This window comes from Lacticaseibacillus nasuensis JCM 17158 (genome assembly GCF_001434705.1).
Classification (GTDB): Bacteria; Bacillota; Bacilli; order Lactobacillales; family Lactobacillaceae; genus Lacticaseibacillus; species Lacticaseibacillus nasuensis.
In genome coordinates this window covers 115,069-140,910 of record NZ_AZDJ01000003.1, presented here as the reverse complement: position 1 = coordinate 140,910, position 25,842 = coordinate 115,069, and the positions used below count along the sequence as shown (strand labels likewise).

The window sequence follows — 25,842 nt, the reverse complement described above, 5'->3', positions numbered from 1 at the left end:
CTGATTCAGGCGACCACGTCATGGTCACCGGGTTATTCCATATTCGAGTGCTCCGCCTTGGCCGCGTCGTTAGAGACGTGGTCGCGGCGAGACAGCATCAAGCATAACACGTCGAGGGTGATGTGCACACTTTGGTCGAACAAGGTGCTGAGCAGCTGGATGGACTTAACGCCATCACCGCCCTTAGTGGCCCCTGGCACGACCAGCGTGGCATCTCCGATTTGGCCAAGCGGTGAGTCCGCCTTGCTGGTGACGGCGACGACGGCGACACCATTAGCCTTAGCTTTTTCGGCTGGCTCGAGAACAGTGCCGGTTTTACCGGAACCAGACACGGCGACCAGCACATCACCGGGTTGGATGGACGGCGTGATGGTTTCACCGATCACATAAACGGTGTAGCCAATGTGCATCAGACGCATGGCAAAACCCTTGGCCATCAAGCCGGAGCGGCCGGCTCCGAGCACGAAGATGCGCTTGTCTTTTTGAATCACCTGCTCGGCGGCGGTGAGTTGGGTTTCATCAACCATGCCCATCACGGTGTCGACTTCTTTGACGACTTCATCGATTAATGTCATTTTATTGCCTCCATGAATGCTTTGGCTGCTGCGACAGGGTCGCTTGCGCCGCTGATCTTACCGCCCACAATCACCGTTTCGGCGATGCCTTGAGCGGCCAGCGCCTGGGCCTGGGCCAAATCGATGCCCCCGGCCACAGCGATGCGTTGCACCTGCGGAAAGTCTTGATGGAACTGGGCGGTCGTCGCCACGGCGTCAAACCCGGTCCCGGTGTCCTTGGCGTGATGCAACCCGAAAATCGCCTGATCAAACTCAAGCAGACTTTGAATGCGCGCGTGGTCTACCTCCAACAGGTCGATCAGAAGTTCCTTACCGGCTTGCTGGGTGACGTCATACACCTGCTGCAAGGTGGCTTTGGCGCTGGCAGCCATCGCCGTCAAAATATCGGCCTCGGTGGTAAAGCCTTGCTTGAACTCATACGCCCCTTCGTCGTTGGTTTTCAGGTCCAACAACAGCTTGGCGTGGGTCAGGTGTAGTGGGTGCTCCCGCAGCGTGATGAGGCCATAGTCTTTCACCAGGCTCGTGCCGAATTCGATGATGTCGACGATTGGGTCTAATTGTTTGGCTAACGCCAAAGCCGCGTCTAAAGAGACGCGGTCGATTGCGACTTGAAGTTTCATCTAGTCCTCACTGACGCCTTCCTTGGCATAAAAGGCAGATAGCCCTTCGTGGGTCGGGTAGCCATCGTTGTCCCCTGGCGTTTGGACCTGCAAAGCCCCAACGGCGTTGCCGCGTAAGACGGCCGCCTTTAAGGACTTACCTTCCAACAAGGCGGTGATGACACCTAGTGCAAAGCCGTCGCCGGCCCCAACGGTATCAACGACCTTGTCGACCTTGAAGCCCTTAACGGTAAAGCTTTGACCGTCCTTGGTCTTCACATACGCCCCGGCTGGGCCAACCTTGACGATGACCGTCGTGGTGCGCTCGCCCTTCAAGTAGAAGTCGGCGATGGCTTCCGGATCATCGGAACCCATCAGAATCTTACCTTCCTCAACGCCTGGCAGCACGATGTCAGCATAGCCGGCCAACTCGTTGATGGTCTTGACCATGTAGTCGTGGCTCTTCCATAACGTTGGGCGCAGGTTCGGGTCGAAGGTGGTCTTGATGCCGGCGTCGTTCAGGCGCTTGTACAGCTTACGGAAGCTGGCTTCGGCGGTGTCGGAAATCGCCGGGAAAATCCCAGACATGTGGGCAAACTTAACGTCGTCGAGCTTGACTTGGTCGATGACCTCTGGGCTGAGGTGGCTAGCCGCAGAGTTCTTACGGAAGTTGAACGTGGCCGGGTCGCCCTTGGTGACCAAGGCCTTCAGCTGATGGCCGGTAAAGTAGTCCGGATCCGTCGAAATGTAGGTCGTGCCCACTTGGTGCTGGTTGATGGTCTTGATGATGTATTCGCCAAATGGATCCTGGCCGACGCGGGAAATGTATTCCACGTCATGGCCGAGGCGCTTGACGCCGATCGCGACGTTTAATTCGGCGCCGCCCATGATCTTGTTCCAGTTTTCGACATCAACTAACGGCACATCGGGCTCGGTGGAGGCAAAGGTGGTCAACGGTTCACCAATCGTAATAACTTCACTCATTGTTCATTCTCCTTTTTCTATTCAAATTCAGCTGAGTTTAACCAAAGAACTTGTAGACTAAGAATTCGTTGATGATGGAGACGATCCACATCACTGGAATCCCGTACTTCAGGAAGTCCTTGGACTGCACCTTCATGTAATCCAGAGACCAAACGTTCCAAGACTGGGTAATATCAACAGATACGGCCATCAGCGTTGGGACATACAGTAATGGCAGCAGGAATGGATCGTTGAACAACCCCGTCCCACTGAGCACGGCGGCAGTCGCCGCACCGGCGCCCCAAACGTGTAATGGGCCACGGAACAGCGCCAATGGGGCCAAGACCCCTAATGCCAGCGCCAGGACCATGTGGTTGCTTGGCAGGATGGCTTCAAAAATCGGCTTGAACTTGTCGGCGTTCAGCGAAGCAGCGCCGGTGAACATCGCCAGGGACATCAGGAACATGACCAACCCGGCAATATCGGCAATGGCGTGCGCCACCGTGTCATTCAAGAACTTGACGAAGCCTTTGTAGCTCTTCATGTTGCCCGTCAGCAGAATGGCCAAAATGGTGGCCAAGGTCAGGGCAGGAACGGCATCCCAGTGGAACAGCATGTTCATCAGCACTGGAATGATCGGAATAACGTAGGTGATGACTGGAACTTTTTTCACTTCTTGGCCGCCTTGAACCGCGCCGATGGCTTCAAGGTTCTCTTCGGCGTGGGACGGGTCGATGCGCTTGCGCATCACGAACAAGAAGATGATGACGGCAGCCAGCTGGACGACCATGGCGACCAGCCCGAATTGCAGGTAGTGGCTGTTGTAAGGGGCCTTCGGGAAGAAGACCTTAATCTGGTTGTACAGCACAACGTTGACGTACATTGGCGCACCAATGGCCATCGAGAAGGCAGCAGCGGCAATGTCACGCGGCACACCAACAGACAGCAGGATTGGCAACAGGATGACCCCAATGGCGATGACGGAGCCAACCCCATAGGCAGAAACGAAGATGAACGCGGTAACGATGGTGACCAGAATCGCGGCCAACAAAGGCTGCTTGCGGCCGACCTTATTCGTCGCCTCGGAAATCGCCGGGGCAATCCCGGAATCGACCAAGACGCGGCCGAACCAGGAACCAAAGACGATGTAGATGATCGTTGGCCCGTAGTTCAACGCCGGTTCAGCAAAAATCTTTTGAATCGCGGTGTTGAATGGCACCAGCCCGATGACCGCCCAGAGGATCGCCATGACGAAGAACCCAATCATCAGGTTCCCGCCTTTTAAGATGTAGCCAATGAATAAGGCGAAGGTGATTAATAAAAGAATCGCAATAACTGTTGAACTCATGGCTTACTTACCTACCGATCTTGGAAGAGTTTGATTTGCGCAGCAATTTGTTCGTCAGTCGCCATCGGGTATTCCAAGGCGTAGTACTGATCCTGCGGCAGCAACTTGATCAAGGCGCGCCAGTCGTACATGCCGGTATCCAAATCAGCGGAAGTGCTCAGCGTGCCATTGTCATCAATGGTGTTCTTCAAGTGGATGTAATGCGTGAATGGCGCCAACTCCTTGGCAGCCGCTTCGGCATCGCCATGGGTGAAGGCCCAGTTGCCCAAGTCGTAAACATAACCAAGGCTGGTCAACCCAGCTTCATGGGCGGCAGTCAGGAACGTCTTGATGGCGCTGACCGTCCCGGAAACCGGCGTCTGGTCGTTTTCGACGTTCATTTCGATTTCGTCGAGTGGGAACTGGCTGAAGGCTTGCTTCAAATCGCCGGTGAAGCGATCGAAGTGGCCGGTGTTGAACTTGATCTTCTTCAAGCCCAGAATCTGGCCTTCCTTGAAGTATTGGCCCAGCTTCGGGTTGAGGCTGCCGTCTTCTTCAAACACGACGTCTGGAACGGACAGGTTCACGATCATGTTGTGCGCCTTGGCGTGCTTGGCCACTTCCGGCAACTCAGAATCGATGTCGGTGAAGTATTCGCGGCGGACTTCGATCCCGTCCGCACCGAGCTTGGCGACCCGATCAACCAGGTCGGCCTGCTTGGCCCCTGCTTTAACGTCGGCTTCAAAAATCCAGGTGTTTAAAATGAGAGTCATGAGTCTTCTCCTTCCGCGCAATTGCGCTGGCAAATTAGTATTTATTCAACTTCTGAACGCGATCCAGCAGTTCACCAAATGACATATCCTTGAAGTGCTCCTCGGTTGAGCTGGTGAAGTTCTTCGCCTCTTCGGCATTGAAGTCTTCCACCAGGTAATACGCGGTGAGGTAATGCAACAGGTACTTCTTGGCGGCTGGCACCACGTCGGCCTTGTCTTCGGTCGGCTTGGCGGTACTATCCGCGAAACTGAATGCAAACTTCTCGGGATCAATAAAGGTGCGTTCTGACATCTCGGTTCCTCCAATCAAAAAATGGCTGTAACCCTTTTCACGAGTTCTATGGTAATCGTTTACCCAAATAAATGCAAGCGTGAAGCAAAAAAAGTTTAATTTGCCTGTATCACTATGATTTGTTCGCTGTTAGGGTCCTAAAACAAGTTGGGTAACCGTTTAACTTCGTTACCTTCGTGTTACCCTTATCGGGCCGATTACCTCGCATTGGCCGGCATGGTCGGTCAGGCCCGGTCAGCGGCCGTTAGCAGGCTTTCCACCACAGCAAAACAGCCTCGGTCGGCGACCGAGGCTGTATCAGCACAAAATGACTAATCTGTTGTATTAACGCACGAGGTAGCCGCCATCGACGGGGAGAATCACGCCGTTGACGTAGTTCGCCGCGGCGCTGGCGAGAAACACCATGGCGCCCATCAATTCATGCGGCTCTGCCCAGTGACCGGCCGGAATGCGACCTAGGATCTCGGCGTTACGGGCCTGATCCGCGCGAATTGCGGCGGTGTTGGCCGTTTTGATGTACCCCGGCGCAATGGCGTTGACCTGCACGTTGTCCGCGCCAAGCTCGCTGGCAAAGGCCTTGGTCAAACCGGCAACGCCGTGCTTCGCGGCGGTGTATGACGGAATAAACTTGCCGCCTTGAAACGACAGCATCGACGCGATGTTGATGATCTTGCCGCTGTGTTGCTTGGCAAAAATCTTGGCAGCCGCCAGCGACAAGGCGTACACGGCGTTGAGGTTGATGTCGATGACCGCCTGCCAATCCGCGGCCTTAGATTGAAGTAGCGGGTTGCGGCGAATCATCCCCGCGTTGTTGACGAGGATATCGATGTGGCCATAGGCGGCTAACGCGGATTCAATCACCGTGTCGGCTGCGCCTGGTGCGGTGAGGTCGGCCAGGGAAAACTTCACCTGTCGACCGCGCTTTTCGATCAGCGCCCGCGTCGCCTCAAAGCCCTTATCGTGATGGGCGGGAATGAAGATATCGGCGCCGGCTGTCGCTAACGCGACGGCAAACGCCTGGCCTAAGCCGGTGTTGCCACCGGTCACGATGGCCACCTTACCGGTGAGGTCAAATAGGTTCATTTGGAATTGGTCGAGTGCTGCAGTCAACGCAGCGATTTCTTTCGGGTCTTGGGTCATGAGTCCTCCTTCGGTGCGGTGAGTTGCCGCAGTTACATATAATTATCGTAACGCTAAACCGGCCAAACGCAAAAAAGGACCGCGCATGGCGCGGTCCTTGCAGCTATTGCGCCGCGATAATTTGCTCAGTTTGCTTGGCTAGCTTGGTGAAGGCCGCCTTGGCGGAAACGTGCTTCGTCAAGGTGCTATCCACCGTGTCCATCAAATCGTTGCGGTAATCGGTGTAACCAGGGAACACCGTTGACCCAAAGCTGGCCGGCACGGCGTCGACCGCCGCTTGGTACGCCGGATGCTGCTTGAGGTAGGCCTGATAGGTGGCGCTGGCCGTCCCCGACTTGGCCACTGGCACATAGCCGGTTTTTGCGGCCCAGTATGCCGTTTGCTTGCCTTGCATCAAGAACTTGCTAAACAACCACGCCCCGCGCTGCTGCGCCTTGCTGGCGGTCTTAAAGAGGACGTTTTCGTTGCCGTTCAGCGGCGTGCCGGTATGCCCAGCATAGGCTGGAATCGTCGCCGTCCCCCACGCCAGAGACTTGGGTGCCTGTTGCTCCAGCACGGGAATCGAGGCGGAGCTGCCAATGGCAAACAGCGTCTTTTGATTAACGAAATCCGTGGTGAAGTAGCCATCCGAACCGGCGGTGGTGAGGATCCCCGCCTTGCGCAAGGCGAGGAGCTTGGCCGCCGCGTCGATGACCGCCGGCTGGCCCAAGTTGACCTTGCCACTAGCCGTGATTTCCTTGGCTCCGGCCTGTTGCGCCATGCCTTCAAGGGTGACGTCATACGATTGATCCAGCGCCACGGCGGCGAGTTTGGCCGCCTGCACCTTCTTGCCGGCGGCTTCGATGTCGGCCCAGGTGTGCGGCATAGCGATGCCGTATTTCTTCATCAACGTCTGGTTGTAGAACAGCACAGACGTGGAGACGGAAAACGGCAGCCCATAATACTTGCCTTGGTACTTCCCGGTGCTTAAGAAGCTGGGATACAAATCAGCGCGTTGCTTGGCGGTGAGCTTGGCGTCACCATGCAGCATATTGGCGTCGAAGCTCGTCAAGAACCCGGCCTTCACATAGTCGCCAATGTTGGTGTACGGTGCTTGAGCCATGACGGGCAACGTCTTGGACTTGGCCGCCGCCATGATTTTCTCCTGCAAGGCGTCATAGCTGCCTTGCGACACACCGACCACGCGGTACTTGCTTTGACTGCGGTTGAAGGCCTTGATTTCATGTTGCAAGGCCGTGTTATATGACCCGGTCATCCGGTGCCAGTACGTGATCTTAATGGGTGCCGATTGCGTCTTGGCCTGCTTGCAGCCAGCGGCGCCTAACGCCATCAGCGCCGTTAGCGCCACCGTCAATAAAAGATGCCAACCCTGTTTTTTCAAACCAATTCTGCCTCCATGACATTAGGTGTCTTTACAGGGCTATATCATGCCACGTTTTCAAAAAAAATGAAAGTTTCTTGGCGCGATTGGGCAAATTTAGCGCGCTTTTCACGTCCCGCAGTCGTACAGGCAATTTGCTACAATGGTGGCGAAAGGAAGCGATGAGATGTCTGCAACGGGTTACATCAAAATGATTCGGGGCTTGGTCGGCCACACCCCCATCATCCTCAATTGTGCTGGCGGGATTTTGCTCAACGAGAAAAATGAGGTACTCCTTAACCTACGTACCGACACCGGCAACTGGAGCCTGCCCGGCGGTTACCTGGAGTATGGCGAGTCCTATGCCACTGCCATCATCCGGGAGTATAAGGAGGACAGCGGCTTGGCCGTGCGCATCGTGCGGCCCTTACACTTGTTTGATCAAGGCGAAACGGCGTACCCAAATGGCGACGTGGCGCAGACGATTGCCATGCTGTTTCTGGTCGAAGCCACCGGCGGCGCCTTGAGCGAGGCGGATACCAGCGAAACCGTCCGCCTCCAGTACTGGCCAGTGTCGGCCTTGCCGCCCTTGTTGAATCAACAAAACGCCGACATGATTGCCTACGCGGCCAAGGCGCTCCAACTTTCTTAGGAGCGGGTGAATCACTTGCTAATTATTGACGATAGTATGCAGTAAATGCCCTTAGTCAGGCGTTGCGCGGTTAAACATAAACTTAGCCGTTCCTAAATTTAGGATTTATTTTTCTTTCTTCCTGCCGTATACTGGAGCTGATTTCAGGAAGGAAGGATAATGTGAAACAAGCACATGAAGCACCAAAGCGGCACAAGCTGATCGAATACGCCAACGGCCCGTCGCTTGAAGAAATCAATGGCACGGTACCGGTGCCCACTGGCAAGGGATTTTGGCGAACCTTATTCGCTTATTCCGGCCCGGGTGCGTTGGTGGCGGTAGGCTACATGGACCCGGGGAACTGGTCGACTAGCATCACCGGCGGTCAAAACTTCCAATATCTCCTCATGTCGATCATTTTGATTTCAAGTTTAATCGCGATGTTGCTGCAAAACATGGCGGCTAAGCTTGGCATCGTCAGTCAAATGGACCTCGCGCAGGCGATTCGCGCCCGCACGAGCAAATCACTCGGCATCATTCTCTGGCTCATGACGGAGTTTGCCATCATGGCCACCGATATCGCGGAGGTCATCGGCGCCGCCATTGCGCTGTACCTCTTGTTTCATATTCCATTAGTCGTCGCCGTGTTCGTCACGGTGTTTGACGTCTTGCTCTTATTACTGCTGACCAAAATCGGCTTCCGCAAAATCGAAGCCATTGTCGTATGCCTGATTATGGTGATCTTACTGGTCTTTGTGTACCAAGTCGCCTTGTCTGATCCCGACTGGGGCGCCGTCATTCAGGGCTTAGTGCCTAACGCGGCCACGATTTCGACCCACCCCACCGTCAACGGCATGTCGCCGTTGAGCGGTGCGCTGGGCATCATTGGGGCCACGGTCATGCCGCATAACCTGTACCTGCACTCCGCCATCTCCCAGACGCGCAAGGTTGATCACAGCGACCCCGACGCCGTGGCCACGGCCGTGCGCTTCACGCAGTGGGACTCCAACATTCAGCTCACCTTCGCCTTTGTCGTCAACGCCTTGCTGTTGATCATGGGCGTGGCGGTATTCAAGTCTGGTGCCGTCAAGGATCCGTCCTTCTTCGGCTTATTCCACGCGTTATCTAACACTTCAATGCTGTCCAACGGCGTGTTGATTGCCGTGGCCAAGTCCGGCGTCTTATCGGCGTTGTTTGCCATTGCCTTGCTGGCTTCCGGCCAAAACTCCACCATCACCGGCACGCTGACTGGCCAGGTCATCATGGAAGGTTTCATTCACATGAGGATGCCGCTTTGGGCCCGGCGGCTGGTCACCCGGCTCATCTCTGTGGTGCCCGTGTTAATCTGCGTCTGGCTGACCCGCAATCTACCGGCCGTGGACGAACACGAGGCCTTGAATACCTTGATGAATAACTCGCAGGTGTTCTTGGCCTTCGCCTTGCCATTCTCGATGTTGCCGCTGTTGATGCTCACCGACAGCGCCGCGGAAATGGGGGCGCGCTTCCGCAATTCCGGCTGGGTCCGGGGCTGCGGCTGGGTGGCCGTCATCGGGTTAACGTTCCTGAACCTGTTGAATCTGCCGGCGGCGTTTGCCAATTTTGTCAGCCCCGCCTTGGCTCCAGAGGCGCACGTCGCCGCCTACATCGCCATCGCGTTGATCCTGGCGTTACTAGGTTGGTGCATGTATGACCTGACCCAGCACAACCGGCGGCTGACGGCCTTGGCCCAGGAGGCAGACTAATGACAACAGACTTTCACAAGATTCTCGTTGGCGTCGATGACTCGCCCGACGCCCTAGCCGCCTTTCAATACGCGCTGCACCGCGCCAAGGCGGACGGCGCGGCGCTGATTATCGCCTCGATTCTCGAAGCTGATGACATGAATGTGTATCAGGCGCTGTCCAAGGACTATATCCACGGCGAACGCGCCGCGCTTGAGGCCCACCTCAACGAATACTGCGCCTTGGCCACTCAAGCCGGGATTCAGCCGGTGCAGGCAGTGATCGGCGAAGGCGACCCCGGCGAGGTGATCGTCAAGACGCTGATTCCGCAATACCAGCCCGACCTGCTCATCATCGGTGCGGCGGCAAAACCCGCCCCGGCGAAATACTTTGGTAGCCAAGCTGCCTACATGGCCAAGCACGCCCCGATTTCGGTCCTGGTCATTCGCTAGCCATGCCCGTCGTTCCGCCTTGCATTCACGGGAACCGAGCCTTACAATAATGATTGTGTCTTTAGAACCATTCTAATGTGTGAGGGGCGATTGCATGAAGACAATGGGCTTAGCAGAAAAAATCAACGTCATGCGGGCCAGCGTGATGGGGGCCAATGATGGCATCCTCAGCGTGGCGGGCATCGTCATCGGGGTGGCTGGCGCGACCAACAACAACGCTGCCATTCTCCTATCGGGACTGTCGGGCATGCTGGCCGGCACGGTGTCCATGGCGATGGGCGAATACGTCTCGGTGAACTCCCAGCGCGACAGTGAAAAACGCGCGATTCAAAAAGAGCAAGCGGCATTGGCCACGAACCGCCAAGGCGAAATCGACTACATTGCCAATCAGTATCACGCCACCGGGATTTCACCGGCGCTAGCCGCCAAGGCGGCCACGGAAATGATGGCGCATGAGGACTCCTTGGACATCGCGGTGCGCGAACGCTACGGTTTTGACCCCAAGGAAGAAACCAGCGCGGTGGCCGCGGCCTTGGCGTCCATGATCGCGTTTCCCACCGGCTCGATTTTGCCGCTGGTGGCCATCACCTTTTTCCCGCCAGCCATTAAGGTCATCGCCACGGTGCTCGCCGTGATCTTCGCCTTAACCTTCACCGGTTACGCGGCGGCGGTGCTGGGCAAGGCCAACCCGTGGAAGGCGGCACTGCGCAACGTGGTCGCCGGCATCTTAACGATGATTGTCACTTACGGCATTGGCAGCCTGTTCGCACGGTAGGAGGTGCTCACCATGATGGGAACCGTAACCACAAAACCAAAGAAGCAGAAACAAACCATGGCCGAGCGCGCCAACACCTTACGGGCGGGCGTGTTGGGCGCCAATGATGGCATCTTGACCGTAGTCGGCGTCTTGTTCTCCGTGGCCGCCGCGACGACGGATCACTTCACGATTTTCATCGCCGGGTTGGCCGACTTGCTGGCCTGCGCGTTTTCCATGGCCAGCGGCGAATACGCCAGCGTTAGCTCGCAAAAAGACACCGAAGCCGCCGTGGTGGCCGGTGAAGCCAGACTGCTCAAAGACGACCCCGCCGCCGAGTTGCATGCCGTCACCAACTACTACGTCCGCCGCGGCGTGACCGAGGCGACCGCTGAGCAAATCGCCACGGAACTCATGCACAAGGACGCCTTGGGCACGGTGATTCGCGTGAAGTACCAACTGCAGCTAGGCCACTTTATGAACCCGTGGGACGCGGCCTTTTCCTCACTGGTTTCTGCGGCCAGCGGTGGCATCTTCCCCTTAGTGGCGATGACCTTCCTGCCCGTGGCCTGGCAGTGGCCCGGCACAATCCTCGCCGTACTGTTCTCCGTGACCCTCACCGGCTACCTGTCCGCGAAGTTCGGTGACGGCTTGGTCAAAACGGCGATGACGCGCAACGTCATCATCGGCATCATCACCATGATCATCCACTATGGCATCGGCCAACTCATGTGAGTTTCCTCCCACCTTTGTCACAGCTTCTTCAAACTAGACGGCGATAATGACAGTATCCAGAAAGGAGCCTTGCTCATGAAAATGCTCTCGCTAATTTCGCTACTATCGGTTGGCACCGCGGCCTTAACCGCCGCGCTGCTGACGCGCCGCCATCACCCTTACATTCCCATGCCAGTGCAGCGGTAATGCCGCTTGAGGATTCAGCGTCGCTAGCCGGCGCTGATTTTTTTTGGCCAAAATGTTGACAAGGCGATTTATTGCGCGTACATTAACCATAAATTAAAAGAACGTTAAAGGTTCTGACCGGAATAGTAGTCATTTCCTCATCTCAGAGAGTCGACGGGTGCTGCGAGTCGATGATGAGTGATGACGAATCACATCCGGAACTAACCGTTTGGCTGAGCGCTTGCGTTAGGCCGAACCGCTCGTCGCGTTATCTCGGTTACCCCACTTCAGTCGCTACGGCCGCCGAAGCGGTGGCAACGTAAGGCCAACCTCGCAAGGGGAAGGCGAACCGAGGTGGCACAGCGACAAAATCGCCCTCGAAGATCAATTGATCTTCGAGGGCGATTTTTTTTCGCGCTGACCAGCCACACCCTGCGTGCCCAAAAGGAGAAGAAATCATGAAAATTATCGATTTACCGTTAGCAGACACCATTGCCTATGCCGCCAAGCGCTCCGCCGTGGCCGCCAGCGACCCAGCCGTTGAAGCCAGCGTGGCCGCGATTCTCACCGCGGTGCGCACGGAAGGCGACGCCGCCATTCGCCGCTACGAAAAGCAATTCGACAACGCCGATTTAACCGACCTGCGCGTGCCGCAAAGCGCCATCGACGACGCCTACGCCAACGCCCCGCAGGACCTCATCGCCGCCCTCGAGTTGGCCAAGCGCAACATTATCAGCTACCACCAAAAGGAAAAGGCCACCGGTTTTGTCGACACGGAACAACCCGGCGTCATGCGAGGCGAGCGGATCACGCCGCTGGCCGCAGTCGGCGTCTACGTTCCAGGCGGCACCGCGGCGTACCCGAGCTCGATTCTGATGAACGTCTTACCGGCCAAGATTGCCGGGGTTGCGCGGATCGCCTTGGTCACCCCGCCACAAGCGGACGGCCTCAACCAAAGCGTGCTCACCGCCGCCAAGATTGCCGGCGTCACCGAGGTGTATCAAGTCGGCGGCGCGCAAGCCATCGCCGCCTTGGCCTATGGCACCGAATCGATTCCGCGGGTCGATAAAATCACCGGTCCCGGGAACATCTTCGTTGCCACTGCCAAGAAGCAGGTCTTCGGCACCGTCTCCATCGACATGATCGCCGGCCCGTCGGAAATCGGTGTGATTGCCAACGCCGCGGCCGACCCGGAAAACGTCGCCGCTGACTTGTTGTCTCAGGCCGAACACGACAAGCGCTCGCGCCCGATGCTGGTCACCCCAGACCGTGACTTTGCCACCGCCGTGTCGGCGGCCATCGACCGGCAACTCACCACCCTGCCGCGCGAGGAAATCGCCCGGGCCAGCGTGGAAAACGAAGGCTTCATCGCCTTGGTCCCCGATTTGCCCGCCGCGTTTGCCGTGATGAACGCCATTGCGCCGGAACACTTGGAGGTCCAGCTGCCAGACGCCGCGCAATACCTCAGCCTGATTCAAAACGCCGGCAGCGTCTTTCTCGGCTTTGCCGCTTCCGAACCCGTCGGCGATTACGTCGCCGGGCCGAACCATATCCTGCCCACCGGTGGCACTTCGCGCTTCTTCTCGGCACTGGGGGTCACGGACTTCATGAAACGCACCCAGTTCATCACCTATTCCAAGGCCGCCTTGGCCCGTGAGGAAAGTGCCATCACCACCTTGGCCCGCACCGAAGGCCTGGAAGCTCACGCCAGAGCCGTTGAAAGCCGCTTCCGCAACGATCAATAAGGAGTCTGCCCTATGACGAAAACCAAAACCGTTAGCTTTATCGCCGTGATGTTGATGATCTTCACCTCGGCCTTTGCCTTTGACAACACCAGCATCGCCTATTACACGATGGGTTTTTCCGGCATCATTTGGTACGTGCTGGCCGCCGCGCTGTTCTTCATCCCCAGCAGCTTGATGTTTGCCGAGTATGGCGCCACCTTGCACGCGGATGAAGGCGGCGTGTATGCCTGGTTGAAGAACGGCATCGGCGCCAAGTGGGCCTTCATCGGCGGCTTCGTGTGGCTGGCCAGCTGGGTCATCCTGATCGTATCGACCGTGTCGAAAATCTGGATCATGCTGGCCACCACGCTGACCGGGCGCGACTCCACCGGCTCCTGGAGCCTGTTTGGTCTCAGCTCCACGGCCACCATCGGCCTGATGTCCATCGCCTTTTTCCTGGTGGTGACCTTGATTGCCACCCGCGGGCTGGGCAAGGTCGCCAAGCTCGCCGGCATCGGCGGCATCGCCGCGTTGGCCCTCACCGCCGTGTTCGCCACGGTGAGCCTGGTGCTCTTGGCGAAAAACGGCTTTCGCTTTGCCGAACCCGTGACGGTGAAGAACTTCCTGCAATCACCTCGTACCGGCTACCAAGGCCCCGCGGAAATGCTGTCGTTCATCATCTTCGCCGTGTACGCCTACGCCGGCATCGAGGCGCTGGGCAGCGTCTCCGACCGCATGACCAACGCCAAGCGCAACTTCCCGCGGGCGATGGTCGCCGGGGCCATTGCCATCACGCTGATTTACGCCGCCTTGATTCTCTTGTGGGGCGCGTCGAGCAACTGGACCAAGATGTTCAAGGGCACCAGCGCCAACCTCGGCAACACGACGTACGTCTTGATGAGCAACCTGGGGCTGGTCGTTGGGCAATCCTTCGGGCTCAGCGGAGCGGCGAGTCAAACCCTGAGCTTCTGGTTTGCCCGCTTCTCGGCCTTCACTATGTTGCTGAGCTACTTCGGGTCGTTTTTCGTCATCGTCTACATGCCGATTAAATCCTTCATCTTAGGGACGCCACGCAAGTTGTGGCCGGGTAACTTTGCCAAGCTGAACGCAGCGGACATGCCCGCCAACGCGATGTGGTTCCAGGCGCTGGTAGTGTGCGTGTTGATTGCCTTGACCAGCTTCGGCGGGCGCAACGCCGAGGGCTTCTACAACGTCCTCACGCTGATGGACAACATCTCCTCGACGGTGCCTTACCTCTTCCTGGTCACGGCCTTCCCGTTCTTTAAGCTGAGAAAAGACCTCGACCGGCCGTTTGTCATCTACAACCGGATGAGTACCACCTGGATCGTCACCGGCCTGGTCGACGCCTTGCTGCTGGCGGGGGTCATCTCCACCGTGGTGGATTCGCTGCAAGACGGCGCCTACTGGGACCTCTTCCTCGAAATCATCGGCCCGATCCTGTTCGGCTTGATCGGTCTGTGCCTGTACAAGATCTACGAACGCGTCGCGCGGCGGCAAGCCGCCCTCGCCGGCACCATGGTACAATAACCACAAACAGGGGTCGCGCAAAAGCGCGGCCCCTGTTGTTTTGCCAATTATGCTAGCCGGTTGATGCCGATGCGGTCGCTAGGAATCTCCCGCGGCGCATAGTCGCCGGCAAACTCACCCAGCACCAGCCCGCAACACGGGACAAAGCCCGCCGGCAGGTTGAGCTTGGCCACGGTGGCCGGTTCCTGGTTCAATGCGGCCACCGCTCCCCAGATGTAACAGCAGCCGACGCCGGCCGCCGTGGCGGCCAAGGCCATGTTGTGCACGACGATGCCGGCACTTGCGTAATCGGCGTTGCCTAACGTTTCGTGAGCCGGCTTGGCCGACAGTAAGATGAACACCGGTGCGCCGTACAACATGTTGGCGCGCCCGAATTGGCGCGCCGCCGTATCGTCGATGGCCTTGAGTATCGCCGGATCGGTAATGATCGTTGCGTGCAGGTGATCATAGGCGCCCATCGCCACTGGCGCGGCCTGCAGCGCAGTTTCGATTTGAGCCATTGCCGCTGGGCTCGGCGCCGCCCCCGTGTACTGCCGAATCGCGTGCCGACTGCGAATTGTTGCCATTGTTTCCATCACAAACACCCTCCTATCTGATGCCTTCACTATACCACCATCACCGGCTTGGTTCTCACCGCAAACTCTGCTAGGATGGACCAAGCACATCGTTGCCGGCGGCACATTGTTTCACGTGAAACAACGTGTCGCCGCACCCACGTTCGGAGGAAGATTCATGTCAACCACGTTTGATCACGACACCTTAACCATTACCGGCGACTTCGGTACCGTCATTGTCGCCGCCTCGCCTGTCGCCGGCGCCACCACCTTATACGATAACGCCGGTACGCTGGTCGCGCTAGACGTCACGCCGACCGGTTCCTACACCCGCACCATTAATCTGCTTCCGGCCAGTACCACAGAGGCTATCTACCTCACCCGCTACCTGGCCGGCCTGATTCAAACCAGCAAACGTAAGGTCGCGGTGCCGGCGGACTTAAAGCGCGTGCCAAGCAACTACGCCAAACCCACCGCGGCGGTGTGGACGGCGATGACGCCACTGATGACGCTACTAGGGATCGACCTTACCGCGCCGGCCAAACCTGCTGGCGGCAAACCGCGTCACAGTTGGCGTAAGGCGATCGCGACGGTGCCCTTCACCACGACGTATCAAGGCACGCAGGCGACCGTGTATTGGGTCAGCCGCAGCGCCATGGTGATCAAAGCCGGGGCCCAGCTGAAAGCCGAAGCCCCGTTGAACGCCGATGGCACGCTGGGTTTTTCCGCGCGCTTTGCCCAACAGCTCCGCAGCGAACACGCCGATGCAATTGACGCAAACTGGCGGCTCACCACCGACGTGACGCTAAAAAGCGTCAACGAAGTCGGGTTGTTCCTGTACTTCGGCAGCACCAACTCTTGGCTGCACCTGCTCGATCCCGCTGGTCACACCCTGCACGAACTCACCGTCGTCGCGTAGGTGGCCCCCAACGATTACGCTGCTGGTTGCCACCACAGCGTTTTGCTGTGGCGATACAGGCCATAGCCAATCGCACAGGTGAGCAAGTCACTCACCGCCTGCGCCCAGACGATGCCGGCAAAGCCGAGCCACTGCGGCAGCAGCCACAACACCACCGCGAAGATCACGCCTTGGCGCGCAATGGCCATGATTAAGGCGTCAAGCGACTGCCCCACGGACTGGAACACCGTCGTGAACACCAAAATCGCCCCGATGAACGGCATGGTGATCAACAGTGCCCGCAACATCAGGCTACCCATGGCCACGATGGTTGGCTGGTTCATGAACAACGCGACGATTTGCGGGGCCAATAGAATCAAGACCCCGGCGGCGACTAAGGCATAACCGATTTCGACTCGAAAATCGAACCGCAGAATCTCGTTGAGCCGCTGGCGCGCCTTGGCGCCGAAGTTATAGCCAATCAACGGCTGGGCGCCAAACGCAAACCCGACCATGATCAACATCACGATCATGTACACTTTTTGGGCGATTCCCATCGCCGCCACCGCATTGGCTCCGTGCGCGGCGAGGCGCTGATTCAACAACATCGTGCCCAGGCTTTGCATGAAGTTGGTCAGGCTAGCCGGAATCCCGATGGCTAGGATTGCCCCGAGCGCGTGCGGGCTGGCTTTGGCGACTCGCGGGGCGATGCTGAGGTACTGGGCCTTTGTCTGCGTGAACCACAAGAGCAAGCCGGTGTTCAAGGCGTATCCGAGCACGTTGGCCAGGCCGACCCCGCCGGCGCCCCAGTGAAAACCAAACAGAAACAGCGGGTCCAACACGATGGTCAGCGCGGTGCCGGCCACCGTGGCAATCATGGATTGCTTCGCCAGGCCTTCCGTGCGAATGATGTTTCCTGGCACCAGCGACACGATGATGAACGTTGCCCCGCCGGCCAGCATGGTGTAAAACGCCCCGGCGTATGCCCGCGTGGCCGCCGTCGCCCCTAACAGCGTTAAAATCGGCTGCTTGAAACCCAGCAACAGCGCCGTGATCACCAAGGATAAGGCCACTGCCGCGTACAAACAAAAGCTCGACAACGCGCGCACCTGCGCGCGTTTGCCGTTGCCCAGCAGCCGCGACAGCAGCGCCGAGCCGCCGAGTCCGAAGATATCACCAAGCGCCAACATGAACGAAAACAACGGCGCCCCCAACGTGACGCCGGCGACCAGGTCGGCATTACCGGTTTGCGCGACGAAAAACGTGTCGACCAGGTTGTACACCATGCTGGCCACCATCCCTAACACCACCGGTAACGCCAGGTGCATGTAAGCCTTAGGAACTGGCGCATGCGCAAATAATTCATCCATTGCAGACTCCTCCTGGGCGTGCTACCCACACGCCAATAGTTGGTCGATACCGGTCGCTCGCCCAAGGACTTGCCTGATCAACGCACGCTTCATCCTAACATCATTCTGCCGGCCTTGCCAAACGTGGCCGGCCTAGTGAATGCCAGCAAAAATGGCCACGTCATCAGCGACGTGGCCATTTGCTTGGTTTAATCTTCGTCGTCATCCTCTTCGACCAAGTCCTCCCAGGCCGTTTTGCCCAGGAAGCTTTGGAGTTCGCGAATGTGCCGATTGTTGGTGCCGCGCATGGCGGTTAGGAAGCTGGCCAACGCCGGCCGATTCTCCTTGCCGGCCAGGATGATGGCCCGGTCGATGAACAGGTTCGCCATGGTGAGGTCGTGAGCCGAAGCGTCGACGACGGCGCTGGCATCGGCGTATTTCAGCCGGGGCTCCTCGGCGATCTTGGCATAGGCCTGATACTCGGCGGTGGTGGCTGGCGGCAGCTCGTTTTCATCCAACAGCAGCGCGCCTAACGCGTCGTATTGTTGGCGAGTGTCGGCAATCAGTTCCTGGTAGGCGGCGCGTAACGCGTATGCCTGCGGGCCGTGGATGAACCACAACGCCTGGTGGAACTTCACGTCGAGCACGGCGAGGTTAGCAACGATGTGGCCGGTCATCGCCCCGGCGGTTGGCTTGTGGTGGTCGGCATCGGCCTTAGCGACCTCTGCTTGGTACTTGGCTTCGATTTCTGCTTCGTTCATGTTGGCCTCCTATAGCTCCTTCACTTTAACGCCTTGGACCTCATAGCCCAGCTTGCTGACCACGGTGCTTAAGTCTTCCGCGGACACCTGCTGGTCATCGAACTCGGCCTTCACCTTGGCCGCGTTGAACAAGACCTTGACGTCACCGACGCCGGCGGTATGCTTCACCGCGGTTTCGATTTTCGTCAAGCATGACGGGCAAGTCAGCGCATCGAGTTGCATGGTAATTTTTTTATTCATCATGAATCCCTCCATTTGTTTTGATTACAAGTTCAGTTTACGGGCTAGTCGGTGGTTTGTACTTGACGCAAATCAAGTTTTGCCGATTTCCCGAAGCCAATCAGGCGCATCGCGTTGAAGATCACGACGAGGATGCTGGCTTCGTGGACAAACATGCCGCTAGCCATGTAGATGAACCCGGCAAACAAACCCACTAGCAGGAACAAGACCACCGCAATGGCAATCGCGACGTTTTCCCGGGTGTTCAGTACCGTTTTCTTCGCCAAGCGGTAAGCGTGGACCAGCGCGTCAAAACTCGAGCGCATTAGCACCACGTCGCTGGTATCGATGGCGACATCCGTGCCGCTGCCCATGGCGATGCCGATGTCGGCCGTGGCCAAAGATGGTGAATCGTTGATCCCATCCCCGACAAACGCAACGGTGCGGCCGGCCTGCTGTAACTGGCGCACATAGGTCACCTTGTCGGCGGGGAGCAACTCAGCATGAACGGTGTCGATGCCAAGCTGACGTGCCACGGCATTGGCGGTCACCGCATTGTCCCCGGTTAACATGACCAGCTCCTTGGCGCCGCTGGCCTTCAAGGCTTGCAAGGCGGCAGGCACTTCCGGGCGAATCGCATCGGCGATGGCGAACAAGGCGGTGACCGTGCCATCAACGGCAAGAATCACGGTCGAGGCCCCGGTGGCTTGCATCGCCGCCAGTTTGGCTCGTTGCGCCACGGTCAAGGCAACGCCGTGGGCCTGCACCAGCTTGAGGTTCCCGGCGCAAACGTGCTGGCCGGCAATGGTGCCGGTGACGCCTTGGCCCTTAATCACCTGGCTATCGGTGACAGGCAAATTGGTGCTGCCGCCGGCAAAGGCCACCAAGGCCGAGCCCAGCGGGTGATTGCTGGTGGCTTCTAGGGCCGCCACCAACTGGCGGGCGCCAGCCGCGTCGGCGTAATAGGCCGCGTCGGTCACGGTGGTGTTGCCTTGCGTTAAGGTGCCGGTTTTATCGAAGACAAAGGTATCGACCTTGGCCATGCCGTCCATCGCGGTGCCGCCTTTGACGAGGATGCCGCGCTTGGCACCGTTGCCGATGCCGGCCACGTTAGACACCGGCGCACCGATGACCAACGCGCCAGGGCACCCCAGCACCAGCACGGTGATGGCCAGCCGCAAGTCGCGGGACGCCAGCAACACCACCGCGGCGATGACGAGTACCGCCGGTGTGTAGTACTGGGCGAAGCGATCGATGAACTTCTCGGCGTGGGACTTGGTATCCTGCGCGTCTTCCACCAGCTCTACGATTTTGGCAAACGTGGTGTCATCCCCGACCTTCGTGGCGCGAATCTGCAGGTAGCCGTCGCTTAAAATGGTCCCGGAGTACACCGGGGTATCGGCTTCCTTGCTGACAGCGCGGGACTCGCCGGTAATGGCGGCTTCGTCGGCGTAGCCAGTGCCAGTGGCCACGACGCCATCGACAGGAATCGCATCGCCTGGCCGCACCACCACGACGTCCCCGACTTCAACGTCATCGATATCCACGTCTGCAGTTGACCCATCCGGCTGCAACACCGCCGCGGTAGTGGGCGCCAAGGCGGTGAGGGACTTGATGGACGCACGGGTCTTGGCGAGCGTTTTTTGTTCAAGGAAGTTCCCGAATAAGAATAGGAAGGTCACGATCGCCGACTCGTTATACTCACCGATGGCAAAGGCCCCGATGACGGCGATGGTCACCAACAGTTCAATCGAAATCACCTTGACGCGCAGGGCCTGATACGCGTGAATGGCAATCGGCACGGCGGCGATGATGGAGGCGACCATCAACGGCACCGCATACCCCCAGGTGCTGCCGAGCCATTTGCCCAGATACCCCACGGCAATCAGCAGCGCGCTTGCGATGGTGATCGCGGTGGTATGTGCTTGTAACCAGCGCTGAAATTTCATTTTCCGTTCCCCTTTTCGAGTTGATACCCATAGTGTAAGGGGACGCGGCGAAATAAGACTTGACGCAAATCAAGTTTTGAAAAAAGTTTCGGGTCGGCTCGGTCATTTGGCGGCGCCGGGCCACACTGGCCCATCGCCGATGGGCCGCGTCGGGGTCGCCGTTACCGGCACCCCGGCGGCTTGGCGCGTCAATTGCAAGTGGTTGAGTGCCGTCACCACGGCATGGCGATAATCCTCGCGCCAGAGTTGCTCGGGATCCACCCGAATTCCATCAGCAAAGGCCAGCCAGCCAAACACCGGTTGCACGTGCGCCGGCGCAGTAAACACATACTGGCGCGGCGCTAACGCGTCTAGCGCCTGTTCTGCCGCCAGCACAATGGCTTGCTCGCGCCGCTGATGCCGCTGAAAGCTTCGCCACAACAGCGGGTGGCGTTGCTCAACCAGCCGGCCTTGCCGCGCTTGCAGCTCGGCAAACGTGAACTCGCCGGCCTCATATTGTCTCAGCCAAGCCTGAAGCTGCAGCCCGTCGCGCCGCCAAGTCTTGGCTTTGGCCTGATTCTCCGCCAGCCATGTCGCCAGCGGCTTGCTTAACTTGGTTCGGTTCCGCCGAGCAGCAGCGCGCGCCACCCGCGGATTAACCCCAGGGCGAACCACGCGGAGCTCCGTCCAGCGACCGGAGACGCGTAGCCATTGACCAATGGTAATTGGCCACTCATTACCGCCCTTAAACATACTTTCATCCGCCTTGACGAGCACGGTGCTTGGGGCTAACAAGAGCTCTTTCCCGCTTCGGTCAGCCCAATAGTCTACTCCGAATTGAATGAAATCCTCCCGCATCTCCCACTCGGACCGGCCAAGCACAGGCAACGTCACCCCGCCGATCACCCAGCCACCAATGGTCATCCGGTTTAATTGTCGCGTCATCGCAATCCCCTCCTTAAGTTAGGCGCAGTATATCAGCAAGCCGCGAAAAACGCACTTAATCTGTCTGCCTCACCATATTCTTTGACACCGATTTCAACCCCTGTTATTCTGAATTCAGATGATTCGAGCGCCAGCCGGATGCGGTGAAGGCCACACCAATTGCTCCCCGGACATGCGATTGAAGAACCAGTACCTATCGGTGTGAGAGAGATACCCACCCGGTGGTTACGCGCTCCACAGGATATCCGCTAATGGCCCCTTGCAGTAGAGGGGTATACCAGGGCGTCCAAGGTACAGCCTGCGGCGTAAGCCAACGGCAGGTGAGGAAGAAGCCTCACCAGGTCTATCTCCGCAACGCAGCCGGTGACCGCTGCCGCGGAGCGGGTCCATCCCTAAGCTCACAAGCCTTAGGGCCGGTATCAATACCGGTGAAACCAGGTCTCCCACTAAATCCGCGACTCAGCGACGACTGAACCGCGGATTTAGTGTGCGTACCGTACCTTTAGGCCGGACGGACTGCCACTCGACGCAAGCGCAGCGAGCTAGAGGTGCGTACCGTACCTTTAGGACGTACGGACTGCCACTCGCCGCGAGCGCAGCGAGCTAGAGGCGCGGACCGTACCTTTAGGCCGGACGGACTGCCACTCGCCGCGAGCACAGCGCCATTCAACACTGACCCAGCACGGGGCCGTGGGGGCTTTCCCCTACGGCCGTTTTTGCGTTGCGCCGCAAAAAGTGCAATAATAAATCTTATTGAATTTTAATGATTGGGGATGAGATCGGCATGGATGAAGCAACGCGCGAACACGGACCGTGGAAGCGCAACTTATATGTGCTGTGGTTTTGCACGTTTGTCGCGGGGATTGCGTTTAGCGAGGTTAGCCCGTTTCTGTCACTGTATGTCGGCGAAATGGGCAACTTCGGCAAAGCCGACTTAACCTTTTGGAGCGGCTTAATCTACGCCTCAACGTTCTTGACCACCGCCATTGTGTCGCCGCTTTGGGGCAACCTGGCCGACCGCACCGGCCGCAAGGTCATGCTGATTCGCGCAAGCCTCGGGATCGCGTTGTTCATGTTTCTCGCCGGCCTCAGCACCAACGTCTGGGAATTGCTGCTTTGCCGCCTGTTTCAAGGCTTCTTCTCCGGCTATATTCCTAACGCGCAGGCCTTGATTGCGTCGCAGGTACCGCGCAAGCACGCCGGCGCCGCCTTGGGGACCCTGGTTACCGGCTCGACCTCCGGGACGCTCCTCGGCCCAATCGTCGGGGGCATCCTGGCGCAAATCTTCTCGATTCGCATGACCTTCTTCATCACCGCTGCCTTGCTGGTGGTCGTCAGCTTCATGTCCGCCTTTCTCGTGCGCGAATCCTTCGTGCCGGTGTCCAAAGCCGCGCAGAAAAAAGGCCAGGGGTTGCTGCAAAAAGTTGCCGATCCCAAGCTGATTATCATTCTGCTGGTCTCGACGATGATCGTGCAAACCGGGAACTCCTCGATTTATCCGATTATCAGCCTGTACGTTCGCGAGCTGATGCATAACGTCGGCCCCATCACCGTCGTCGCCGGGATCATCGCCGCCTTGCCGGGGATTTCCAACATCATGGCTGCCCCGCGGCTGGGGCGCTACGGGGACAAACACGGCAGCGGCCGCGTCTTGATCGGCTGCTACCTCTTCGCCGCCGCCATCATCTTCCCCCAAGGGTTGATTCGTTCCGTGATCGTCTTGGGCATCCTGAGGTTTTTCGTCGGGATTTCCGACGCCGGGTTATTCCCGACGATTCAAACGCTGTTAACGAAAAACACCCCGCCGGATGTCACCAGCGCGGTGTTCTCGTGGAACCAGAGCTTCCAAGCTCTGGGCAATATGTTTGGCGCCTTGCTTGGTGGGGCGCTAGCCGGCGCGTTTGATTACAACGTCGTCTTCATCTCCACGGCGCTATTACTCCTGATTAACTTCGTCGTGCTCCGCTTCAGTGAACCTCAACTGTTGCGCAAGGCGGCTTAACCGTGACCCCTTTGTCTAGGCGAAGGGGTTTTAGTTTGCCCGCCGGCGCCGCGCAATCGCCGGCAGGATCAACCCTAGCGCGAGGAAAATCAGCGGGGTGACGATGTTTAAGGCCAGCTGGAACCACCACTGCTCCGGATCGGCCGCCATGTCGAGCTTGGGAATCATGCCAAGCACGCAGGCAAACGCGGTGAACAGGAAGCACCAGCCGCCAATCACCATGCCTAGCCGGCGTGACTTCACAAACATGTAGTCCGACGGGTAGCGCGACAGGTGCCGGTTCAGCAGCAGGTAGGCGAGGAACACCCACAAGTAGCGCATGGGCATGACCACGGAATTGAGATTCAAGAGCCACTTGTACAAGGCGTTCATGTTCCCGATTTTTAGCGCCGGGACGATAATCAGCAACCCGACCAGCACCCCGGTCATCGCGTAACCGTTTACCGGCACCCCCTTGGCATTGGTTTTACTCAAGGCCGCCGGGACGAAATCCGCATCGGCATCCGCCAACAAGATCTTCAACGGCGCGTCGATGCTAAAGGCCAAGGCCGAGATTTGGGCGAGGGTTTGCGCAATCGCGTAGAGAATCACGAAAGTATTGCCCAGGTGATAATACCCACCGAGCATGGCAAACGCCTTGTAGGCACCGTTAGCCATCAGGTCTGCAGGAATATGATTGCTGTCGAACAGGAAGCCCATGGCAAACGAGCCGAGGATCGCGCACAAGGCGACCATGATGGCCAAGGCGATCATGCCCAGCGGAAACTCGCGCGCCGCATGCTTCGTGTTGTTGACATACGGCGAGATTTTCTCCGCCCCACCGACGGCAAACACCAACATCGAAATCGTGGTGAAGTAGGCCAGATTAAAGTTGGGCAGGTAGGTCTTGATGCTGGTCATGTTCGGCGTGGCGATGTGGGCCTGGGTCATGAACGGCGCCGACACCGCCAAGATGATGAACAGAATCGACATGACGAACATCGCCGTGCCCGCAACGGAGCCGATGCGATTCAACGTGGTGATCCCGCGCGCTGCCAACCACAAGAACAGCAGGAACAATGCGAGGCAAATCATGGACACGGTGACGGCGCTAGCGGTGTTCACGAAGTCGCCATTACCTTGGAATAACCAGCTCAGGCCAATCAAGATGCCTTGCGGTTTTTGCGCCAGGTAGGGCACGTGCACGACCCAGTAGGTCCACGCGGCGTAGTACGCCAGCCGTTTGGTCCCAGTGGCGCGAATCCACGAGGAGACGCCACCATTGGCGTCTTTGAAGGCGGAGCCGAGTTGCCCCACGATTAAAGCGTATGGCACAAAGTATAAGAGCATGATCAGGAGCCAACTGGTGATGACAGACAGCCCTTGTTGCGCGTAGTTGTTGAAGACATTGCCCAACCCCCACACCGCCACGAAGGCAATCAGTGCCACGTTGTACCAGCGCAACTGCTTGGTCGAATCGGCCAAAATAATTCCCCCTTTGTCAGCCGAGGTCGGTTTTGGACCGCCCTCGCGTATATCTTACCGACTCGGCCTAGAGGAAACGCTGAGGCCAGCCAAAGACCACGGTAAGAATCCGCTGGTAATTGACTGACCTCAACTGGAAATATAATGGGAATATAAATAGTTTCGACTAATCCGCCAAGGCGCGCGCCGCAGCCGCCTCGGCGTGAATCAACGTCGTGTCGAACACCGGCAAGGCCACATCGGCTGGCTGCACCAGCAGATCTAGCTCGGTGCACCCAAGAATGATGCCTTGCGCACCGGCAGCTTGCAGCTCAGCAATCATGCCCAGCACCCGTTGCTTAGACGCCGGGCGCACCTGCCCGGCGCACAACTCGTCATAAATGATGTGATTCAGCGCGTCGATATCTGCGGCAGCCGGCACGTCAACGGTAATGCCCGCCGCAGTAATGCGATCCTTATAGAAGGCCTGCTGCAAGGTGTACTTCGTGCCCAGCAAGCCGACGCGAGTGATTTGCGCGGCTTGCAGCGCAGCAATGGTCGCATCGGCGATGTGGAGCAGTGGCAAATCGATGGCGGCCTGCAGCTGCGGGGCCACCTTGTGCATGGTGTTGGCCCCAATCAAGTAAAAATCGGCACCGGCTGCTTGCAACTCCTTGGCCTGTGCGGTGAGCCAGGCCGCCGCTTGGTCCCAGTCCCCACGTTCTTGCATGGCCGCCAGCTCGGCAAAATCGCCGCTGGTAATGACCATTTTGGCCGAGTGGAGGCCACCCAGCTGCGCCTTCACGTAATTGTTGATTGCCTGATAATAGGTGACGGTGCTTTCCCAGCTCATGCCACCAAGGAGTCCGATTGTCTTCATGTGTTCACCTGCTTTAATGTTGTGCTCATTTTACCACACCGGCAAATTAGGCGGCCGCCCCATATTTCCCGGGTAATCGTATGCTACACTGGACAGCAAGGAGG

The 25,842-nt window shown here is 58.1% G+C and carries 26 protein-coding genes; 10 read left to right on the top strand and 16 right to left on the bottom strand.

Annotation, left to right across the window (positions count from 1 at the left end; translation table 11 throughout):
• Window positions 1–32: 32 nt before the first annotated feature.
• The 8 genes from hxlB to FD02_RS02375 form a co-directional block, all read right to left on the bottom strand.
• Entirely contained in the window at window positions 33–575 is a 543-nt protein-coding gene (gene hxlB / locus FD02_RS02410; protein ID WP_054721554.1) for a 6-phospho-3-hexuloisomerase, read from the bottom strand.
• Window positions 572–1,195: an orotidine 5'-phosphate decarboxylase / HUMPS family protein gene (locus tag FD02_RS02405; protein WP_054721551.1), complete on the bottom strand. Its 624-nt coding sequence runs from the start codon at window positions 1,193–1,195 to the stop codon at window positions 572–574. The genes hxlB and FD02_RS02405 overlap by 4 nt, the downstream gene beginning before the upstream one ends.
• Window positions 1,196–2,158, bottom strand: a complete 963-nt coding sequence (locus FD02_RS02400) for a sugar kinase (RefSeq protein ID WP_056950130.1) — start codon at window positions 2,156–2,158, stop codon at window positions 1,196–1,198. It abuts the gene before it with no gap.
• A gap of 37 nt (window positions 2,159–2,195) precedes the next feature.
• Entirely contained in the window at window positions 2,196–3,485 is a 1,290-nt protein-coding gene (locus FD02_RS02395; RefSeq protein WP_056950128.1) for a hypothetical protein, read from the bottom strand.
• An 11-nt stretch (window positions 3,486–3,496) separates the two neighbouring features.
• A complete protein-coding gene (locus FD02_RS02390) occupies window positions 3,497–4,237 on the bottom strand; it encodes a sugar phosphate isomerase/epimerase family protein (RefSeq protein ID WP_056950126.1) in 741 nt (246 codons plus the stop codon).
• A gap of 34 nt (window positions 4,238–4,271) precedes the next feature.
• Window positions 4,272–4,529, bottom strand: coding sequence for a hypothetical protein (locus tag FD02_RS02385; RefSeq protein ID WP_054721549.1), 258 nt, complete (start codon window positions 4,527–4,529; stop codon window positions 4,272–4,274).
• 324 nt (window positions 4,530–4,853) lie between these two features.
• A complete protein-coding gene (gene kduD / locus FD02_RS02380; protein WP_056950124.1) occupies window positions 4,854–5,669 on the bottom strand; it encodes a 2-dehydro-3-deoxy-D-gluconate 5-dehydrogenase KduD in 816 nt (271 codons plus the stop codon).
• A gap of 103 nt (window positions 5,670–5,772) precedes the next feature.
• A complete protein-coding gene (locus FD02_RS02375; protein ID WP_056950328.1) occupies window positions 5,773–6,999 on the bottom strand; it encodes an extracellular solute-binding protein in 1,227 nt (408 codons plus the stop codon).
• A gap of 217 nt (window positions 7,000–7,216) precedes the next feature.
• On the opposite strand from FD02_RS02375, the gene FD02_RS02370 reads away from it, so the two are divergent.
• The 7 genes from FD02_RS02370 (at window position 7,217) to yjeM (ending at window position 14,759) form a co-directional block, all read left to right on the top strand.
• A complete protein-coding gene (locus FD02_RS02370) occupies window positions 7,217–7,681 on the top strand; it encodes an NUDIX hydrolase (protein ID WP_054721547.1) in 465 nt (154 codons plus the stop codon).
• A 161-nt stretch (window positions 7,682–7,842) separates the two neighbouring features.
• Window positions 7,843–9,402 carry an Nramp family divalent metal transporter gene (locus tag FD02_RS02365; RefSeq protein WP_056950122.1) on the top strand — a complete coding sequence of 520 codons (1,560 nt, stop codon included), beginning with the start codon at window positions 7,843–7,845 and terminating at the stop codon, window positions 9,400–9,402.
• Window positions 9,402–9,833, top strand: a complete 432-nt coding sequence (locus FD02_RS02360) for a universal stress protein (protein WP_056950121.1) — start codon at window positions 9,402–9,404, stop codon at window positions 9,831–9,833. Before FD02_RS02365 ends, FD02_RS02360 begins: the two co-directional genes overlap by 1 nt.
• A gap of 94 nt (window positions 9,834–9,927) precedes the next feature.
• The gene (locus FD02_RS02355; RefSeq protein WP_056950119.1) at window positions 9,928–10,608 is read left to right on the top strand and encodes a VIT1/CCC1 transporter family protein; all 681 of its coding nucleotides are present in this window, start codon (window positions 9,928–9,930) and stop codon (window positions 10,606–10,608) included.
• Between the two features lie 15 nt (window positions 10,609–10,623).
• The gene (locus FD02_RS02350) at window positions 10,624–11,322 is read left to right on the top strand and encodes a VIT1/CCC1 transporter family protein (RefSeq protein WP_156408220.1); all 699 of its coding nucleotides are present in this window, start codon (window positions 10,624–10,626) and stop codon (window positions 11,320–11,322) included.
• A 623-nt stretch (window positions 11,323–11,945) separates the two neighbouring features.
• Window positions 11,946–13,232: a histidinol dehydrogenase gene (gene hisD / locus FD02_RS02345; RefSeq protein ID WP_056950117.1), complete on the top strand. Its 1,287-nt coding sequence runs from the start codon at window positions 11,946–11,948 to the stop codon at window positions 13,230–13,232.
• Window positions 13,233–13,244: 12 nt separating this feature from the next.
• Entirely contained in the window at window positions 13,245–14,759 is a 1,515-nt protein-coding gene (gene yjeM, locus FD02_RS02340; RefSeq protein ID WP_056950116.1) for a glutamate/gamma-aminobutyrate family transporter YjeM, read from the top strand.
• A gap of 47 nt (window positions 14,760–14,806) precedes the next feature.
• Here yjeM and FD02_RS02335 read toward each other — a convergent pair whose 3' ends face one another.
• Window positions 14,807–15,334 (bottom strand): nitroreductase family protein, encoded by a 528-nt coding sequence (locus FD02_RS02335; protein ID WP_056950114.1) that lies wholly within the window; start codon window positions 15,332–15,334, stop codon window positions 14,807–14,809.
• 157 nt (window positions 15,335–15,491) lie between these two features.
• On the opposite strand from FD02_RS02335, the gene FD02_RS02330 reads away from it, so the two are divergent.
• A complete protein-coding gene (locus FD02_RS02330; protein ID WP_054721539.1) occupies window positions 15,492–16,232 on the top strand; it encodes a hypothetical protein in 741 nt (246 codons plus the stop codon).
• A gap of 14 nt (window positions 16,233–16,246) precedes the next feature.
• Here the strand turns inward: FD02_RS02330 and FD02_RS02325 are convergent, their stop codons facing one another.
• Complete coding sequence (locus FD02_RS02325) at window positions 16,247–17,581, bottom strand: MATE family efflux transporter (protein ID WP_056950112.1); 1,335 nt, start codon at window positions 17,579–17,581, stop codon at window positions 16,247–16,249.
• 39 nt (window positions 17,582–17,620) lie between these two features.
• Between FD02_RS02325 and FD02_RS11435 the strand changes: the two genes are divergently transcribed.
• Window positions 17,621–17,773, top strand: a complete 153-nt coding sequence (locus FD02_RS11435; RefSeq protein ID WP_235806658.1) for a hypothetical protein — start codon at window positions 17,621–17,623, stop codon at window positions 17,771–17,773.
• Here FD02_RS11435 and FD02_RS02320 read toward each other — a convergent pair.
• The 4 genes from FD02_RS02320 to FD02_RS02305 all read right to left on the bottom strand — a co-directional run bounded on the left by FD02_RS02320 (window position 17,770) and on the right by FD02_RS02305 (window position 21,413).
• On the bottom strand, window positions 17,770–18,321 hold the full coding sequence (locus FD02_RS02320; protein ID WP_056950110.1) for a ferritin-like domain-containing protein: 552 nt from the start codon (window positions 18,319–18,321) through the stop codon (window positions 17,770–17,772). The genes FD02_RS11435 and FD02_RS02320 overlap by 4 nt on opposite strands.
• A gap of 9 nt (window positions 18,322–18,330) precedes the next feature.
• Window positions 18,331–18,561, bottom strand: coding sequence for a heavy-metal-associated domain-containing protein (locus FD02_RS02315; protein ID WP_056950108.1), 231 nt, complete (start codon window positions 18,559–18,561; stop codon window positions 18,331–18,333).
• 44 nt (window positions 18,562–18,605) lie between these two features.
• Window positions 18,606–20,489: a heavy metal translocating P-type ATPase gene (locus tag FD02_RS02310; RefSeq protein ID WP_056950106.1), complete on the bottom strand. Its 1,884-nt coding sequence runs from the start codon at window positions 20,487–20,489 to the stop codon at window positions 18,606–18,608.
• Window positions 20,490–20,591: 102 nt separating this feature from the next.
• A complete protein-coding gene (locus tag FD02_RS02305) occupies window positions 20,592–21,413 on the bottom strand; it encodes a hypothetical protein (protein ID WP_056950105.1) in 822 nt (273 codons plus the stop codon).
• Between the two features lie 784 nt (window positions 21,414–22,197).
• On the opposite strand from FD02_RS02305, the gene FD02_RS02300 reads away from it, so the two are divergent.
• Complete coding sequence (locus FD02_RS02300; protein WP_056950103.1) at window positions 22,198–23,415, top strand: MFS transporter; 1,218 nt, start codon at window positions 22,198–22,200, stop codon at window positions 23,413–23,415.
• Window positions 23,416–23,445: 30 nt separating this feature from the next.
• Here the strand turns inward: FD02_RS02300 and FD02_RS02295 are convergent, their stop codons facing one another.
• Both FD02_RS02295 and FD02_RS02290 read right to left on the bottom strand, forming a co-directional pair.
• Entirely contained in the window at window positions 23,446–24,879 is a 1,434-nt protein-coding gene (locus FD02_RS02295; RefSeq protein ID WP_056950100.1) for an amino acid permease, read from the bottom strand.
• Between the two features lie 166 nt (window positions 24,880–25,045).
• Window positions 25,046–25,738 (bottom strand): aspartate/glutamate racemase family protein, encoded by a 693-nt coding sequence (locus FD02_RS02290; protein WP_054721286.1) that lies wholly within the window; start codon window positions 25,736–25,738, stop codon window positions 25,046–25,048.
• Between the last annotated feature and the right edge of the window lie 104 nt (window positions 25,739–25,842).